The sequence below is a fragment of the Hydrogenophaga sp. genome, assembly GCF_026125785.1.
Lineage (GTDB): Bacteria > Pseudomonadota > Gammaproteobacteria > Burkholderiales > Burkholderiaceae_C > Hydrogenophaga.
On record NZ_JAHCKL010000001.1, the window covers coordinates 215,877 to 230,211 of the forward strand.

13 protein-coding genes are annotated in these 14,335 nt (G+C 64.7%); 5 read left to right on the forward strand and 8 right to left on the reverse strand.

Annotation, left to right across the window (positions count from 1 at the left end):
* Positions 1-8 precede the first annotated feature (8 nt).
* The 5 genes from KIT53_RS01000 to KIT53_RS01020 all read right to left on the reverse strand — a co-directional run bounded on the left by KIT53_RS01000 (position 9) and on the right by KIT53_RS01020 (position 5,664).
* A complete protein-coding gene (locus KIT53_RS01000) occupies positions 9-1,268 on the reverse strand; it encodes an acyl-CoA dehydrogenase family protein (RefSeq protein ID WP_297746209.1) in 1,260 nt (419 codons plus the stop codon).
* Between the two features lie 20 nt (positions 1,269-1,288).
* On the reverse strand, positions 1,289-2,374 hold the full coding sequence (locus KIT53_RS01005) for a phosphotransferase (protein ID WP_297746212.1): 1,086 nt from the start codon (positions 2,372-2,374) through the stop codon (positions 1,289-1,291).
* A gap of 73 nt (positions 2,375-2,447) precedes the next feature.
* Entirely contained in the window at positions 2,448-3,167 is a 720-nt protein-coding gene (locus KIT53_RS01010; RefSeq protein ID WP_297746215.1) for a Crp/Fnr family transcriptional regulator, read from the reverse strand.
* Positions 3,168-3,249: 82 nt separating this feature from the next.
* Positions 3,250-4,029, reverse strand: coding sequence for an oxepin-CoA hydrolase, alternative type (locus tag KIT53_RS01015; RefSeq protein ID WP_297746218.1), 780 nt, complete (start codon positions 4,027-4,029; stop codon positions 3,250-3,252).
* 114 nt (positions 4,030-4,143) lie between these two features.
* Positions 4,144-5,664 (reverse strand): 3-hydroxyacyl-CoA dehydrogenase, encoded by a 1,521-nt coding sequence (locus KIT53_RS01020; protein WP_297746222.1) that lies wholly within the window; start codon positions 5,662-5,664, stop codon positions 4,144-4,146.
* A 191-nt stretch (positions 5,665-5,855) separates the two neighbouring features.
* Between KIT53_RS01020 and KIT53_RS01025 the strand changes: the two genes are divergently transcribed.
* Positions 5,856-7,886: a hypothetical protein gene (locus tag KIT53_RS01025; protein WP_297746224.1), complete on the forward strand. Its 2,031-nt coding sequence runs from the start codon at positions 5,856-5,858 to the stop codon at positions 7,884-7,886.
* Between the two features lie 29 nt (positions 7,887-7,915).
* Here the strand turns inward: KIT53_RS01025 and KIT53_RS01030 are convergent, their stop codons facing one another.
* From KIT53_RS01030 to lexA, 3 genes are all read right to left on the reverse strand, one after another.
* Positions 7,916-8,923 carry a D-2-hydroxyacid dehydrogenase family protein gene (locus tag KIT53_RS01030; protein WP_297746227.1) on the reverse strand — a complete coding sequence of 336 codons (1,008 nt, stop codon included), beginning with the start codon at positions 8,921-8,923 and terminating at the stop codon, positions 7,916-7,918.
* Positions 8,924-8,998: 75 nt separating this feature from the next.
* Positions 8,999-9,385, reverse strand: a complete 387-nt coding sequence (locus KIT53_RS01035; RefSeq protein WP_297746230.1) for a hypothetical protein — start codon at positions 9,383-9,385, stop codon at positions 8,999-9,001.
* A 134-nt stretch (positions 9,386-9,519) separates the two neighbouring features.
* Entirely contained in the window at positions 9,520-10,200 is a 681-nt protein-coding gene (lexA, locus tag KIT53_RS01040; protein ID WP_297746233.1) for a transcriptional repressor LexA, read from the reverse strand.
* 121 nt (positions 10,201-10,321) lie between these two features.
* On the opposite strand from lexA, the gene KIT53_RS01045 reads away from it, so the two are divergent.
* The 4 genes from KIT53_RS01045 to thrS all read left to right on the forward strand — a co-directional run bounded on the left by KIT53_RS01045 (position 10,322) and on the right by thrS (position 14,335).
* Entirely contained in the window at positions 10,322-11,293 is a 972-nt protein-coding gene (locus KIT53_RS01045) for an asparaginase (RefSeq protein WP_297746235.1), read from the forward strand.
* A 2-nt stretch (positions 11,294-11,295) separates the two neighbouring features.
* Complete coding sequence (locus KIT53_RS01050) at positions 11,296-11,715, forward strand: hypothetical protein (protein ID WP_297746238.1); 420 nt, start codon at positions 11,296-11,298, stop codon at positions 11,713-11,715.
* Between the two features lie 8 nt (positions 11,716-11,723).
* Entirely contained in the window at positions 11,724-12,203 is a 480-nt protein-coding gene (locus KIT53_RS01055) for a DUF6152 family protein (protein ID WP_297746241.1), read from the forward strand.
* A 224-nt stretch (positions 12,204-12,427) separates the two neighbouring features.
* On the forward strand, positions 12,428-14,335 hold the full coding sequence (gene thrS / locus KIT53_RS01060) for a threonine--tRNA ligase (RefSeq protein WP_297746244.1): 1,908 nt from the start codon (positions 12,428-12,430) through the stop codon (positions 14,333-14,335).

The window sequence follows — 14,335 nt, forward strand, 5'->3', positions numbered from 1 at the left end:
GAACCCGATCAGCAGCCGCGCGTGATGGGCATCTCCACTTCGGTCTTGACGGCCATGTGGCGGGCCAGCTCCAGCTTGGCGATCGCCTGGCGGTGGACCTCGTCCGGCCCGTCGGCCAGGCGCAGGGTGCGCTGGCCCGCGTAGGCGTAGGCCAGCGGAAAGTCGCCGCTGACGCCGCCGCCGCCGTGCGCCTGGATGGCCATGTCAATGACGTCGCAGGCCATGTTGGGTGCCACCACCTTGATCATCGCGATCTCGGCCTTGGCCACCTTGTTGCCGACCGTGTCCATCATGTAGGCGGCCTTGAGCGTGAGCAGGCGCGCCATTTCGATGCGGCAGCGCGCGTCGGCGATGCGTTCATGCCAGACCGATTGCGCCGACACCGGCTTGCCGAAGGCCACGCGGCTGTTCAGGCGCTGGCACATCAACTCCATGGCACGTTCTGCCGCGCCAATGGAGCGCATGCAGTGGTGAATGCGCCCCGGGCCCAGTCGCCCTTGCGCGATCTCGAAGCCGCGGCCTTCGCCGAGCAGGATGTTGGCGGCCGGCACGCGCACGTTTTCCAGCAGCACCTCCATGTGGCCATGCGGCGCATCGTCATAGCCGAATACGGAGAGCGGTCGAAGGACGCGGATGCCGGGCGCATCGGCGGGCACCACGATCATCGACTGCTGGGAATGGCGCGGCGCCTCCGGGTCGGTCTTGCCCATCACGATGTAGACCGCGCAACGTGGGTCACCCGCGCCGGAAGACCACCACTTGCGGCCGTTGATCACGTAGCTGTCGCCATCGCGCTCGATGCGGCATTGGATGTTGGTGGCGTCGGAGGAGGCCACCTCGGGCTCGGTCATGAGGAAGGCCGAGCGGATATCGCCGCGCAGCAGCGGTTCGAGCCAGCGGTCCTTGAGGGCCTCGCTGGCATACCGCTCCAGCGTCTCCATGTTGCCCGTGTCGGGGGCGGAGCAGTTGAACACCTCGGCGGCGAAGGGCACCCGGCCCATGATCTCGCACAGGGGCGCGTACTCCAGGTTGGACAGCCCTTGCGGCGCGCGTGCGCTGCGGGGCAGGAACAGGTTCCACAGGCCGGCCTCGCGTGCCTTGGGCTTGAGCTCCTCCACGATCCGGGTCGGTACCCAGGCGTTTCCCTTCGCGCGGTTGGCCGCGATCTCTTCGTAGAAGCGTGCCTCGTTGGGGTAGATGTGCAGGTCCATGAACGCCAGCAGGCGTTCCCGCAGGTCCTTGACCTTGTCGGTGTAGTCGAAATTCATGAGGTTTCCTTGGAGAAGATTCAGGCAGCGCTGGCAAACCGCCAGGCCATCTCGGCCAGGGGACGGGCGCCGGCGCCAGAACTCACGGCCTGCGCACTGGAGGCCGTGCCTGCCTCCACCCGCTTGGCAATGCCTTGCAGGATGGCGGCGAGGCGGAACATGTTGTAGGCCAGGTAGAAATTCCAATCGGCCTTGAGCTGCGCGGGTTCGGCGAAACCGGTGCGCTCGCAGTAACGTGCGATGTAGTCGTCCTCCGCCGGTATGCCCAATGCCGCCAGGTCCAGGCCACCGATGCCCCGGAAAGCGCCGGGCGGAATGTGCCAGGACATGCAGTGGTAGCTGAAGTCGGCCAGCGGATGGCCCAGGGTGGACAGCTCCCAGTCCAGCACCGCGAGCACGCGCGGCTCGGTGGGGTGGAACATGAGGTTGTCCAGCCGGTAGTCGCCATGGACCACCGAGAGCAGCGACTCGTCGCGCGCCATGTCGGGAATGTGGCGGGGCAGCCAGTCCATGAGGCGGTCCATCGCCTCGATGGGCTGCGTGATAGAGGCCTGGTACTGCTTGCTCCAGCGGCCGATCTGGCGTTCGAAGTAGTTGCCCGGCTTGCCGTAGCCCTCCAGGCCGATGTCCAGCGGTTTCACCCGGTGCAGCGCGGCCATCACGCGGTTCATCTCATCGTAGATCGCACCGCGCTCCTGCATCGTCATGCCGGGCAGCGACTGGTCCCAGAGCACGCGGCCTTCCACGCACTCCATGACATAGAAAGCCCGGCCGATCACCGACTCGTCCTCGCACAGCACGTGCATGCGCGCCACCGGCACGCCGGTGCCGTGCAGCGCGCCCATCACGCGGAACTCCCGCTCGATCGCGTGCGCCGACGGCAGCAGCCGGGCCACCGGGCCGGGTTTGGCGCGCATCACATACGCGCGTTGCGGCGTGATGAGTTTGTAGGTCGGGTTGGACTGGCCGCCCTTGAACATCTGTACCGTCAGCGGGCCGACAAAGCCTTCGAGGTTCTCCTGTAGCCAGGCAGCCAGCGCCGCTTCATCGATGGCGTGTTGCGGCGCGACGGGGCGGGTGCCGGTGAAGTTCTGCGGATGGCTCATGGCGTGTCATGGCCCGGGGCAGGGGCTGCAAGGTGTACCACCGGCTGCGGAGTGCGGCTTGTACCGCCTGCGTTCAGCCTTCGCTTTCGGCGATGCGCATGAGCAAGTCGCGGTTGCGCACCACCAGGCCACCCTGCTCGATGCGGATGGCGTTCTCGCGTTCCATGGACTTGAGTTCCTGGTTGACGCGCTGACGCGACGCTCCCAGCAACTGCGCCAGTTCCTCCTGCGCGAGCTGCAGGCCGATGCGGACCTCGTTGCCATCGGACAGGCAAGGGACACCATAGCTGCGCACCAGATGCAGCAACTGCTTGGCCAGCCGCGCGCGCAGCGGCAGGGTGTTGAGGTCCTCGACCAGCCCGAACAGCGTGCGGATGCGGCGCGCCTGCAGACGCATCAGCGCCTCGTAGAGCTCCACGTGCATGCTGAGGATCTTCTGGAAGTCGGTGCGTGCGACACACAACATGGTGGTCGCACCATGGGCGTAGGCGTCGTGCGTGCGCTGGTCGCCGTCGAACATCGCCACATCGCCGAACCACACGCCCGGCTCCACGTAGGTCAGCGTGATCTGCTTGCCCGAGAGCGACGTCGAACTCACCCGCACCGCACCCTTGGCCACGGCCGACCATTCCGACGGCGGATCGCCGCGGGCAACGATCAGGTCGCCGTCCTTGAATCGCTTGACGTAGGCGCATCGGAGTATGTCGTGACGCAGGGAAGGGGAGAGGCTGGTGAACCAGCGACCGTTGTTGATCGCCTCGCGTTCTTCCATTGTCAGAATCGGTTCGTCCATGGACTGTCTTTTGAGTGACTGGAAAGGCCGACATTGTCGCCACTGGGACGTGGCGGGTGGATCGGGGTATGCGCGTGGGTGTTCAGCGGTAGTTCGCCGCACGCTTCTCCATGAAGGCGGCGATGCCTTCGCCCGCGTTGGGGTGGTGCAGGTTGCGCACGAAGTGGTCGCGTTCGGCGATCAGTTGGTCGTGCAGGCTGGCATGCACGGACTCGTTGGCCAACTCCTTGATGCTGCAGATCGCGTTGGGGGCGCGCGCGTTGAGCCGCTCGCACAGCGCCAGCGCATCGGTCAGCGCCTGGCCGGCAACGCTGACCTGGTTGATCACACCCAGTTGCGCAAGCCGAGGCGCGTCGATGCGGTCCCCGCACATCAGCAGTTGCAGGGCAGTGGCGCGGGGCAGGGCGCGCAGCAGGCTCCAGGTGGCACCGCCGTCCGGCGAGAGGCCGACGTTGCTGTAAGCCATGACAAACACGCTGTTCTGTGCAGCCACCACCATGTCGCAGGCCAGCGCGAGCGAAAACCCGGCACCGGCACAGGAGCCCTCCACCGCAGCCACCACGGGCTTTGGAAAGGCGCGGATGGTTTCTATCCAGTTGTGCAGGCCCTCGATGCTCTCGGCCTGAACCTCGGGCGGCTTCTGGCGGTTGCCCTGCAGCCGCTGCAGATTACCGCCGGCACAGAAATGGCTGCCTTCACCGGTGATGACCACGCTGCGCACCTCGGCGCTGCCATCGGCCACGGTGAGGGCCTCCACCCCCGCCGCATAGATGTCCGGGCTCAGCGCATTGCGCTGTTCAGGGTTGCTGATGGTCAGCACCATGGTCTGTCCATGGCTGTGGCTCTTGAGGCTGGCGGTCATGGGATGCGTTCCGTGGGTCAATGCGAGAAACTGGCTGGGAAAGGAGAGATCCATCCAGGGAGAGATACCGAGGAACCGGCTTTGCCAAGTCCCAAGGGGCGACGGAGGCCTTCTTTACCCCTCTTCGTGCGTGAGGCTCAGCCCGAGCGCACCGCGCCGGCGCAGCCACGGCGAGGGGCGGTACCGCGGGTCGCCGTACACGGTTTGCAGGTTGAACAGGATCTCCAGCACGTTGGTGGGACCGATGCGGTCGCCCATGGCCAGCGGTCCGGCCGGATAGCCCAGACCCAGTGTGACGGCCACATCCAGATCGGCGGGGGAGCAGACCCCTTGCTGGCACATGTCGGCCGCGATGTTGACGATGGTGGCCACCACGCGCTGCGTCACAAACCCGCCGCTGTCGCGGATCACGCTGACGGCCTTGCCGTCGCGCGCGAACAGGGCATGGGCGGCGTCGCGCATGTCGGGACGGGTGGCGGGGTTGGTGGCCAGCACGCGGCGCTTGGTCGCTGCGTCCTCCAGCATCATGTCGATGCCCACGGTGCGAGTGGCGTCCAGTCGCTCCACCGCCGCCAGCGTGGTGACGTCCAGGCCCAGGGGTGCGACCAGGATCAGCGCAGCAGGCGAGGGTGTGGCGGCGGTCTCGATGCGGGCGCCGAGGTCCTTGAGCAACTGATAGAGCTCCTGGCGCCTTGCCGCCTTGGGCGAAACCCATACCGGCGGCAGCTCGGTCACGGTGGGGGCGGCAGGCTCGGCGGGCACCTGGGCCGCTCCCTTCTCGTACACATAGAAACCTTCGCCCACCTTCTTGCCGACCACCCCGCCGGCCAGACGCTGGGCCGTGATCACGCTGGGCCGATAGCGCGGCTCCTCGTAGTACTGGTGGTAGATGGACTCCATGACCGGATGGGAAACGTCCAGCGCGGTCAGGTCCATCAGCTCAAACGGCCCCAGGCGAAAACCCATCTGGTCCTTGAGGATCCGGTCGATGGTGGCGAAGTCTGCGACCGACTCCCCCGCCACGCGCAGCGCTTCGGTGCCGTAACCGCGTCCGGCGTGGTTGACGATGAAGCCGGGCGTATCCTGCGCGGCCACCGGTGTGTGGCCGAACTGCCGCGCGTACCCGGTCAGGCGCTCGCAGACCTCGGGCGAGGTCTTCAGGCCGGCAATCACTTCCACCACCTTCATCAAGGGCACCGGGTTGAAGAAGTGGTAGCCCGCAAGTTGCCCTGGGCGCTTGAGGGTCGCAGCGATGGCCGTCACCGACAGCGACGATGTGTTGGTGGCCAGCACGGCTCCGGGGGCCACGATGGCTTCCAGGTCGCCGAACAGGCGCTGCTTCACATCCAGGCGCTCCACCACCGCTTCCACCACCAGGTCACAGACAGCGAGATCGGCGAGTGCCTGGGCCAGATGCACGCGGCCCAGGCAGTCCTGCATCTGCTCTGCGCTCATGCGGTTCTTGCCGACCAGGGTCTGCCAGGCGGACTGCAAGGCCTCCCTGGCGGCCTCGGCGGCACCTGGCTGCAAGTCGAAAAGCCAGACCTGGCTGCCGGCCTGTGCCGCCATCTGGGCAATGCCACGGCCCATGGCGCCAGTACCAACAATGCCTGCATGAAGGAAATTGGGTTGCATAAGTGTGTTGTATTTGGGAATGGAGGGTCTGTCGGCTATGACAAAATGACCCAACGAAAGAACGAAGGATTTCCAACGTGCGCCAGACATGGACAGCCTGTATTCTGCTATCAACTGCCATGGGCAGTTCGGCAGTGACTTTGGGTCGACACGCTGGCGCAGCCCTCATAGGGCAACCGCTGGACGTGCGCGTGCAACTGCTGCTGGCGCCTGGTGAAGACGCGGGTACCACCTGTGTGTCTACCGACGTGTTCTACGGTGACAGCCAGGTTTCGCCCAGCATGGTGCGCAGCGCGACCCAGGCCACCACCTCTCCTGAAGCCCAGGCCTCGGTGCGCATCCAGGCCAGTGTGCCGGTCAACGAACCCATCGTGACGCTGTATGTGCGCGCGGGTTGCACCAACGCCTTTACACGCAGGTATGTGCTGCTGGCCGACCCCGCGTCCGAGCCGGTGACCCCGACCGCTGCCGCCTCGGCGGCGCCACTGGCCGGCACTGTGCCGCTTCCCTTGCCTGCTGCAGCGTCGGAGCCGACGCCGCGAGCCACTCCCCGCACCGAAACACCCGTGCGCAAACCGGCAGGCAGCCCGCCGGCCCGCCGCGCCGACACCCCCGCCGCCGCGCCGCGTGGGACGTCCAGCGTGGTCCGCCGTGCAGCGCCCGCAGCGCCCGCAGCCGCCACGCCGCGCCTGCGACTGGACCCTATCGATCTCGATCCCGGCGTCGAACGCGATCCGAACCTGAAGCTCTCGCCTTGGTTGCTCAGCGAACCTAACGCGTCCGAAGAGGCCCGCGCGGAGGCGCTGCAGCGCTGGGCCGCCATCAACGCATCGCCGGAAGACATCCTGCGCGACGCCCGGCGCCTCAGCGCGCTGGAGGGCGAGACGGCCGAACTGCGCAATGCCCGCGCCCAGGACCAGGCCAGTCTGGCCGAACTGCGGGCAGAACTGGCGCAGGCGCGCGACGAGCGCTTCCGAAACCCGCTGATCTACCTGCTCGGCGCCTTGCTGCTGCTGGCCCTGCTGGCTCTGGCATGGCTCTGGCGCCGCCGATCGGCCACTCCGGTGGCGGGCCAGCCTCGTGCCTGGTGGTCTTCTCACCCCGATGACAAGGCGGTGCTGGCGCACCTGGAGACACCCCCGACAGCCAGAAAGACCGTGCCGGCGGCGCTTCAGACCAAGCCCCGTCCTGCGACGGCAGCGTCAGGGGCCAAGGATGTGGATTTCCAGTTCGAGCCCGATTCGAGCTTTGGCGGGGGGAGCAAGGCAGGCAGCCCGACCAGTGCGAACCCGGGCTTCCGTTCGTCCGTAGCGCCCGAAACTGTGCCGCCGCTGAGCGCACGCGACAAGCGCGAGTTTTCCTCCAGTGCCATCGGCGTTTCGCGCTCCATCGCTACGGAGGAACTGTTTGACGTGCAGCAGCAGGCCGATTTCTTCGTCTCCCTGGGGGAGGACAACCAGGCGATCGAGGTGCTGCGCAACCATCTGGCGGAGAGCCTGGAGCCCAGTCCGCTGGCCTACCTGGATCTTTTCAAGCTCTACCACAGGCTCGGTCGTCGTCACGACTACGACCAATTGCGCGACGAGTTCAACCAGGTTTTCAATGCCGGGGCGCCGCCGTTCGATCACTACGCCGATGCAGGACGTGGCCTGGAGGCCTACGAAACCGCCTTCAGCCGCATCCAGACCCTTTGGCCTGAGCCGCGCGTGCTCGACCTGATCGAGCAATCGATTTTCCGGGACGCGAACGACGACGAGGTGGAGGTATTTGACCTGGAGGCCTACCGCGAATTGCTGTTGCTGCACGCCATCGCCAAAGATCTGGTCAAGCGCGAGGCGGAGCCGGTCGATCGGCAGGACCCCGATTTCAGCCACACCGCCTCGCAGCCGCTCAAGGCCGCAGGCCGCCTGCTGCCTGGGGGGCGCTCAGACGCCCGAGAAGCCGTTGTCGCTCGGCAGGACAGGCCTACCGAACCGATGTCGCTTGACGATCTTCTGCCGATGTCGGACCACGTCGGCCTGGACATCAACCTCGACGACATCTCGGAGTTTTCTGCCTTTGAAGCGTCCTTGCCCGAAGTGGATGTGGCGATTGAGCCTACCGCGAACAGGGCGCAGTCGGAGGCCGCGGGTGCGCCCAGCAACCTGATCGACTTCGAGCTGCAGGATTTCATGCCGCCGGCGGACGAAGGGGGCAGCCAGGAGCCCACCAGCAAGCCCTGAGCCGAGCCAGAGCCCAGTGGAGGCTTGCCTCAGCGTCTGACCTGCAGGGCTCCAGGGTTGACGATGTTGGTCGGCGTGCCCTTGATGAAATTCACCACATTGTCGAAAGCAGCGGCGAAGTACATCTCGTAGCTGTCCTGCTCCACATAACCGATGTGGGGCGTGCAGATGCAGTTCTCCAGGCGCAGCAACGCATGGCCCTGAAGGATGGGTTCTGACTCGAACACATCAATGGCCGCCATGCCGGGATGGCCCCGGTTGAGTGCCGCGATGAGCGCTTCGGGCTCGATGAGTTCGGCGCGCGAGGTGTTCACCAGCAAAGCCGTGGTCTTCATGCGCGCCAGGTCTTCGGCCTTCACGCAGCCCTGGCTCTTTTCGCCCAGCCGCAGGTGCAGCGAAAGCACGTCGGATTCTTCAAAGAGAACCTGCTTGTTTTCCACGGTCTCATATCCCTCTGCAGCAGCGCGCGCACGCGCCTCTTCACTGCCCCAGATCAGCACGCGCATGCCAAAAGCGCGGCCATACCCTGCCACGATCTGGCCAATGCGGCCGTAGCTCCAGACCCCGAGCGTGCGACCCCGCAGCACCATGCCCAGTCCAAAGTTGGCCGGCATGGCAGCGGCCTTGAGCCCAGCCTGTTGCCACGCACCGTGTTTGAGATGCGAAACGTACTGCGGAATGCGCCGCATGGCGGCCAGTACCAGGCCCCAGGTGAGCTCGGCCGTGGCGACTGGGGAGCCCACCCCTTCGGCAACAGCAATGCCACGTTCGGTACATGCCCGCACATCCAGGTGACTGCCAACTCGCCCGGTCTGGGCGATCAGCTTGAGCCGGGGAAGCTTCTCGATAAGCTGGCGCGTGATCTGGGTGCGTTCACGGATCAAGACCAGCACATCCGCGTCGCGCAGCCGCACGGAAAGCTGTCCCACGCCTTTGACGGTGTTGGTGAACACCTTGGCGGGGTAAGGCTCGAGCTTTTCCGCACACCGCAGCTTGCGCACCGCGTCTTGGTAGTCGTCCAGGATCACAATGTTCATGGACGCTATTGTGCCCTCTCACTTTTCGAGGGCCCGGTTTCGGCGCCGTGGCCATGCCACGGCGCACACGCCGTCTCAGGCCACGCGCGCAGCCACCTGGGTTTCCTGATCGGCCAGGCGATCAAGTTCGGCACAGACGTCGCTGATGCGGCCCGAGATCACGAGCCGTACCGCCCCCGCACGTGCCGGCAGAGGGTCGACCTGGCGCAGTACGCGGACCCGACAAGACGGGTGGGCCACGGCGCCTGCAGGCGAAACCGCTTGTGAAGCGTTCGTGATGGCCCCGCTCGGGGTGTCAGCGGTCTTCCGACCTAGCCAGCCTGCGCGGGCAAAGCGCCGCATGGCCCGCGTGGTGAAAGGTTCATTGGCCGCTGGCGCCTGCCGTACGGCAGGGGCGGGCAGCCAGCAATCGATCAGTTGCAGAGGCGCGCGCCAGGTGTTGCTGTTGAAACGGATTCCCATGTGAAACTCCTTGGTGGGGTTGAACACAGGCAGGATTGCGTGAAAGCCGCCAGCGCAGGGATGTGTCCGCATGCGGGCTCCGTGCCCACGGACCAAACGCCCGCCACCTGCTGAGGCGACACCGGCCAGGCCGGTCAAAGTTGGAAACTGTTGCGTATCAGGCCGACGGCCAGCCCCTCGATCTCGAAAGGCTCGCCGGGTTCGACCACGATGGTCTTGTAATCAGGGTTTTCAGCGTGCAGCTCGATGAAATGCTGGCGTCGCATGAAGCGTTTGACGGTGACATCGTCGCCGAGTCTGGCGACCACGATCTGGCCGTTCTTGGCCTCCTTGGTGGCTTGCACGGCGAGCAGATCACCATCCATGATGCCGGCATCCCGCATGGACATGCCACGCACTTTGAGCAGGTAGTCGGGGGTACGCTGAAACAGGCTGCGTTCCAGATGGTAGGTCTGGTCCACGTGTTCCTGCGCCAGGATGGGCGAACCTGCCGCAACCCTGCCGATCAAGGGAAGGGCGAGCTGCGCGAGGCCGGGCAGGGTAAGCTGATGGGCTCGAGAATCGTTGATGGTGCGAAGGTCTTCGCTGCGAAGCCGGATACCGCGAGAGGTGCCGCTGACCAGTTCGATCACGCCCTTGCGTGCCAATGCCTGCAGGTGCTCTTCGGCGGCATTGGCAGACTTGAAGCCGAGCTCGCTGGCGATCTCGGCCCGGGTGGGTGGAGCTCCCGTGCGCGCAATGGCCGTCTGGATCAGCGTCAGGATCTGCTGTTGGCGGGCGGTGAGCTTCGGTGCGGAAGAGGGCAGGTCGGACATGGAAACCTCTTGAAACACGGGGCGGTGGAATGGGCTGGTGTGCAGGGCAGATGCTGCCTGGGGCGGGGACTGTTTTTGCATCCAGTATCTGTATTTTTAACCAGTTTGGAAATCTTGGCAAGTGATACAGGCAAATGAAGACGGCCGGGTGGTGATTCTGGGGACGGGCGGGACCATTGCCGGGCGCGCAACGCAGACGGGCGACAACGTCGGCTATGTGGCCGCGCAGGTGTCAGTGGGTGCACTGGTGGATGCGGTACCCCTGCTGCAGGACCTCTCCTTGGATGTGGAGCAGGTGGCTCAGGTGGACAGCAAGGACATGGATCTGTCTGTCTGGCAGGCTCTGGCGAGTCAACTTGCCGCTCACCTGGCTCGGCCGGAAGTGCGGGCGGTGGTGGTGACCCACGGCACCGATACCATCGAAGAGACCGCCTTCGTGTTGCAGATGCTGTTGGCGCCTCGCAAACCGGTGGTGCTGACCTGTGCCATGCGTCCATCGAGCGCACTTGTGCCGGACGGTCCGCAGAACCTCAGCGATGCGGTGGCTCTGGCGTGTGATGGATCCCTCGCTGGGGTGACCATGGTCTGTGCAGGCATGGTGCACGCAGCCCGCGATGTCGCCAAGGTGCATACCTACCGCCTGGACGCCTTTGATTCCGGAGACGAGGGGCCTCTGGCCGCTGTCGAAGAAGGGCGGATTCGCCTATTCCGCGTGCCCGCGTTGGGGCAGCCGCTCCATGATGGTGGCTTACTGGCCTCTTTTTTGGCCGCGACAGCATTGCCGCGCGTGGAGTTGGTGTTCAGCCACGCTGACGCTGATGGCGGCCTGGTTCGTGCCCTGCTCGCACAGGCGGACGGTGATCGGCCGTTGCGTGGCATCGTTGTAGCGGGCACCGGCAATGGCACCGTGCACAAGGATCTGGTGGCCGCCCTGGAAGCGGCGCGCGGACAAGGTGTGCGCGTGTGCCTGACCAGCCGCTGCGCACGCGGCCATGTGGTGACCCATCCCGGTCTGAGTTTCGATGAGGTGAGCGACCTGTCGCCTGTCAAGGCTCGCCTGGCGTTGGCGCTTGAGTTGCTCGGAAGCGGCTGAACGTGTTTGCAGCGCTCGGCGCCCATCCCTGGGCCTATCCCATGCTGGAGGTGGTGCACCTTCTGGGCGTTGCGTTGTTGTTGGGCAACCTGATCCTGCTAGAAGTCCGCGTCTTCGGTTGGGGTGCGGCGCTGCCGGTGGCACCGCTGGCTCGCTTGAGTTTGAGCCTTGCGGCAGCCGGCTTTGCTCTCGCCGCCACATCAGGTTTGCTGATGTTCGGCACGCAGTCTGGGGAACTGTTGGCGAACCGGGTGTTCACAGCCAAGATGGTGCTGATCATGCTCGCGGGGTGCAACGCGGGCCTGTTCCATGCAAGGGGATCGCTGCAGTCCCAGGACCGCATCGCCCGCGCCTTGCTGTTGCTGTCGTCGACTCTCTGGCTGCTGGTCTTGACCTGCGGCCGATGGATTGGCTACGTTTAGGAGGCCTCATGCAAAGACGTGAACTCGTGCGCCTGGGCGCACTGCTCGGACTCCCCGGCTGGATGGGCCGTGCCCAAGCGCACCATGGCTGGAGCAGTTTCGACCAGGACCGGCCTGTCTACGTGGAGGGGCGCGTCGTTGAAGCGAAATGGCGCAATCCGCATGCCGAACTGGTGATCGAATTGCCCCAGCCCCTGGTCCTGCCCGCCGATCTCGCGCAACGCCCGTTACCCGCTCAAACAGCAGGCGTTGACGGTCCTGGCTTGCTGGCCCGCACGGTGCTGCCGCAACGACGAGACCGCCGCTGGGAGATCGAACTGGCACCCCTGTTTCGCCTCGGTCAATGGCAGGTGCCGGAGATCAAGGCCGGGGCGATGGTGGCTGTCGTCGGGTTCACCTTCAAGGACGAAAAAGGCGGGACCATTGTGCGTGCCGAATACCTGTTTCTGGATGGCAGGACCTACGGTTTGCGATCCGGCCCAGCCTGAAGCCCTTGAGCCACGGGCGTGTCACGGGGCTTTCGTGGGATAATTCGCCTTTGTGACTCGAATCAGCAAGAACGAGAAAGGCAATCTGGTTATGACACCGCGAACTATGGAGCGCACTACCACGGCCTCATGAGGCCTGCAGATCGCGCCTGCCTGTTCCCCTGTTCTCGACCCATCCAAGCGCGGCCTCTGCCGCGCTTTTTTGTTTTCCGGACGACCCTACCATGTTGCACATTACGCTCCCCGACGGCTCCCAGCGCGAATTCCCCGGCCCGGTTACCGTGGCCGAAGTCGCCGCGTCCATTGGCTCCGGTCTGGCCAAGGCTGCATTGGCCGGCAAGATCGGTGACAAGGTGGTAGACACCAGCTACCGGATTACCGAAGACAGCCCCTTGTCCATCGTGACCGCCAAGGATGCCGATGGCCTGGAGGTCATCCGCCATTCGACCGCCCACCTGTTGGCCTACGCGGTGAAGGATCTGTACCCGGACGCACAGGTGACGATCGGGCCGGTGATCGAGAACGGCTTCTACTACGACTTTTCGTACAAGCGTCCCTTTACGCCAGAGGACTTGGCCGCCATCGAGAAGCGCATGGCCGAACTGGCCGCGAAAGATGAGCCCGTGGTGCGCCGGGTCTTGCCGCGGGACGAAGCGGTGTCCTATTTCAAGGGCCTGGGCGAGCACTACAAGGCCGAGATCATTGCCAGTATCCCGAGCAATGAAGAGGTGTCTCTTTACCGCGAGGGTGCCTTCGAAGACCTTTGCCGTGGTCCTCACGTGCCCAGCACGGGCAAGCTCAGGCACTTCAAGCTCATGAAGGTGGCAGGAGCGTACTGGCGCGGTGACCATCGCAACGAAATGCTTCAGCGCATCTACGGCACGGCCTGGGCCAGCAAGGAAGACCTCCAGCAATACCTGACGATGCTGGAGGAAGCCGAGAAACGCGATCACCGCAAACTGGGGCGCGAGCTGGACCTGTTCCATATGGAGGAAACCGCGCCGGGCCTTGTGTTCTGGCACCCGAAAGGCTGGACGGTATGGCAGGTGGTGGAGCAGTACATGCGAGCCGTCTACCGCGACAACGGTTACCAGGAAGTCAAAGGTCCGCAGATCCTGGACAAGAGCCTCTGGGAGAAGACCGGCCATTGGGACAACTACCGCGACAACATGTTCACGACGGAATCGGAGAAGCGCGAATACGCGCTCAAGCCGATGAATTGCCCCGGTCATGTGCTGATCTTCAAACAGGGCATCAAGAGCTACCGGGACCTGCCTCTGCGCTACGGCGAGTTCGGCCAATGTCATCGCAACGAACCCAGCGGGGCGTTGCACGGCATCATGCGGGTGCGAGGGTTCACGCAGGACGATGGACACATTTTTTGCACCGAAGACCAGATCCTTGAAGAATGCATTGCCTACACGGCTCTGCTGCAGAAGGTCTATGCCGACTTTGGCTTCAAGGACATCATCTACAAGGTGGCGACGCGTCCCGAGAAGCGTGTGGGCTCCGACGCTTTGTGGGACAAGGCCGAGTTCGCGGTGATGGAGGCTTTGCGCCGTTCGGGTTGCGAATTCATCGTCTCGCCGGGCGATGGCGCCTTCTACGGCCCGAAGATCGAGTACACGCTCAAGGATGCGATCGGCCGGCAGTGGCAATGCGGCACCATGCAAGTGGATTTCAATACCGCCGAACGCCTGGGTGGTGAGTACGTGACGGAGACGAGCGAGCGCGCCCATCCCGTGATGCTGCACCGGGCCATCGTGGGCAGCCTGGAGCGTTTCATCGGTATTCTGATCGAGCAGCATGCCGGGGCATTGCCCGCCTGGCTGGCGCCGGAGCAGGTGGCGGTGCTCAACATCACCGACTCACAGGCTGATTACTGTCGTGAAATCGCAAAAACGTTGCAGAATCAAGGGCTTAGGGTCACGATCGACCTGCGCAACGAGAAAATTACGTATAAAATACGGGAGCACGCGTTGCAAAAGCTGCCTTTCATTCTGGTCGTGGGCGACAAGGAGAAGGCCGCTGGCGCCGTGGCTGTGCGGGCCCGAGGCAACAAGGATCTCGGGGTCATGCCGTTGGAAGCCTTTTCCAAACTGATTGCGGCAGACGTTTCATCCAAGGTTTGA

Excerpts from the sequence above, each read along its gene's own strand:
- KIT53_RS01000 (WP_297746209.1), bottom strand. The coding sequence starts at position 1,268 with ATGAATTTCGACTACACCGACAAGGTCAAGGACCTGCGGGAACGCCTG.
- KIT53_RS01005 (WP_297746212.1), bottom strand. The coding sequence starts at position 2,374 with ATGAGCCATCCGCAGAACTTCACCGGCACCCGCCCCGTCGCGCCGCAA.
- KIT53_RS01010 (WP_297746215.1), bottom strand. The coding sequence starts at position 3,167 with ATGGACGAACCGATTCTGACAATGGAAGAACGCGAGGCGATCAACAAC.
- KIT53_RS01015 (WP_297746218.1), bottom strand. The coding sequence starts at position 4,029 with ATGACCGCCAGCCTCAAGAGCCACAGCCATGGACAGACCATGGTGCTG.
- KIT53_RS01020 (WP_297746222.1), bottom strand. The coding sequence starts at position 5,664 with ATGCAACCCAATTTCCTTCATGCAGGCATTGTTGGTACTGGCGCCATG.
- KIT53_RS01030 (WP_297746227.1), bottom strand. The coding sequence starts at position 8,923 with ATGAACATTGTGATCCTGGACGACTACCAAGACGCGGTGCGCAAGCTG.
- KIT53_RS01035 (WP_297746230.1), bottom strand. The coding sequence starts at position 9,385 with ATGGGAATCCGTTTCAACAGCAACACCTGGCGCGCGCCTCTGCAACTG.
- lexA (WP_297746233.1), bottom strand. The coding sequence starts at position 10,200 with ATGTCCGACCTGCCCTCTTCCGCACCGAAGCTCACCGCCCGCCAACAG.
- KIT53_RS01055 (WP_297746241.1), top strand. The coding sequence starts at position 11,724 with ATGCAAAGACGTGAACTCGTGCGCCTGGGCGCACTGCTCGGACTCCCC.
- thrS (WP_297746244.1), top strand. The coding sequence starts at position 12,428 with ATGTTGCACATTACGCTCCCCGACGGCTCCCAGCGCGAATTCCCCGGC.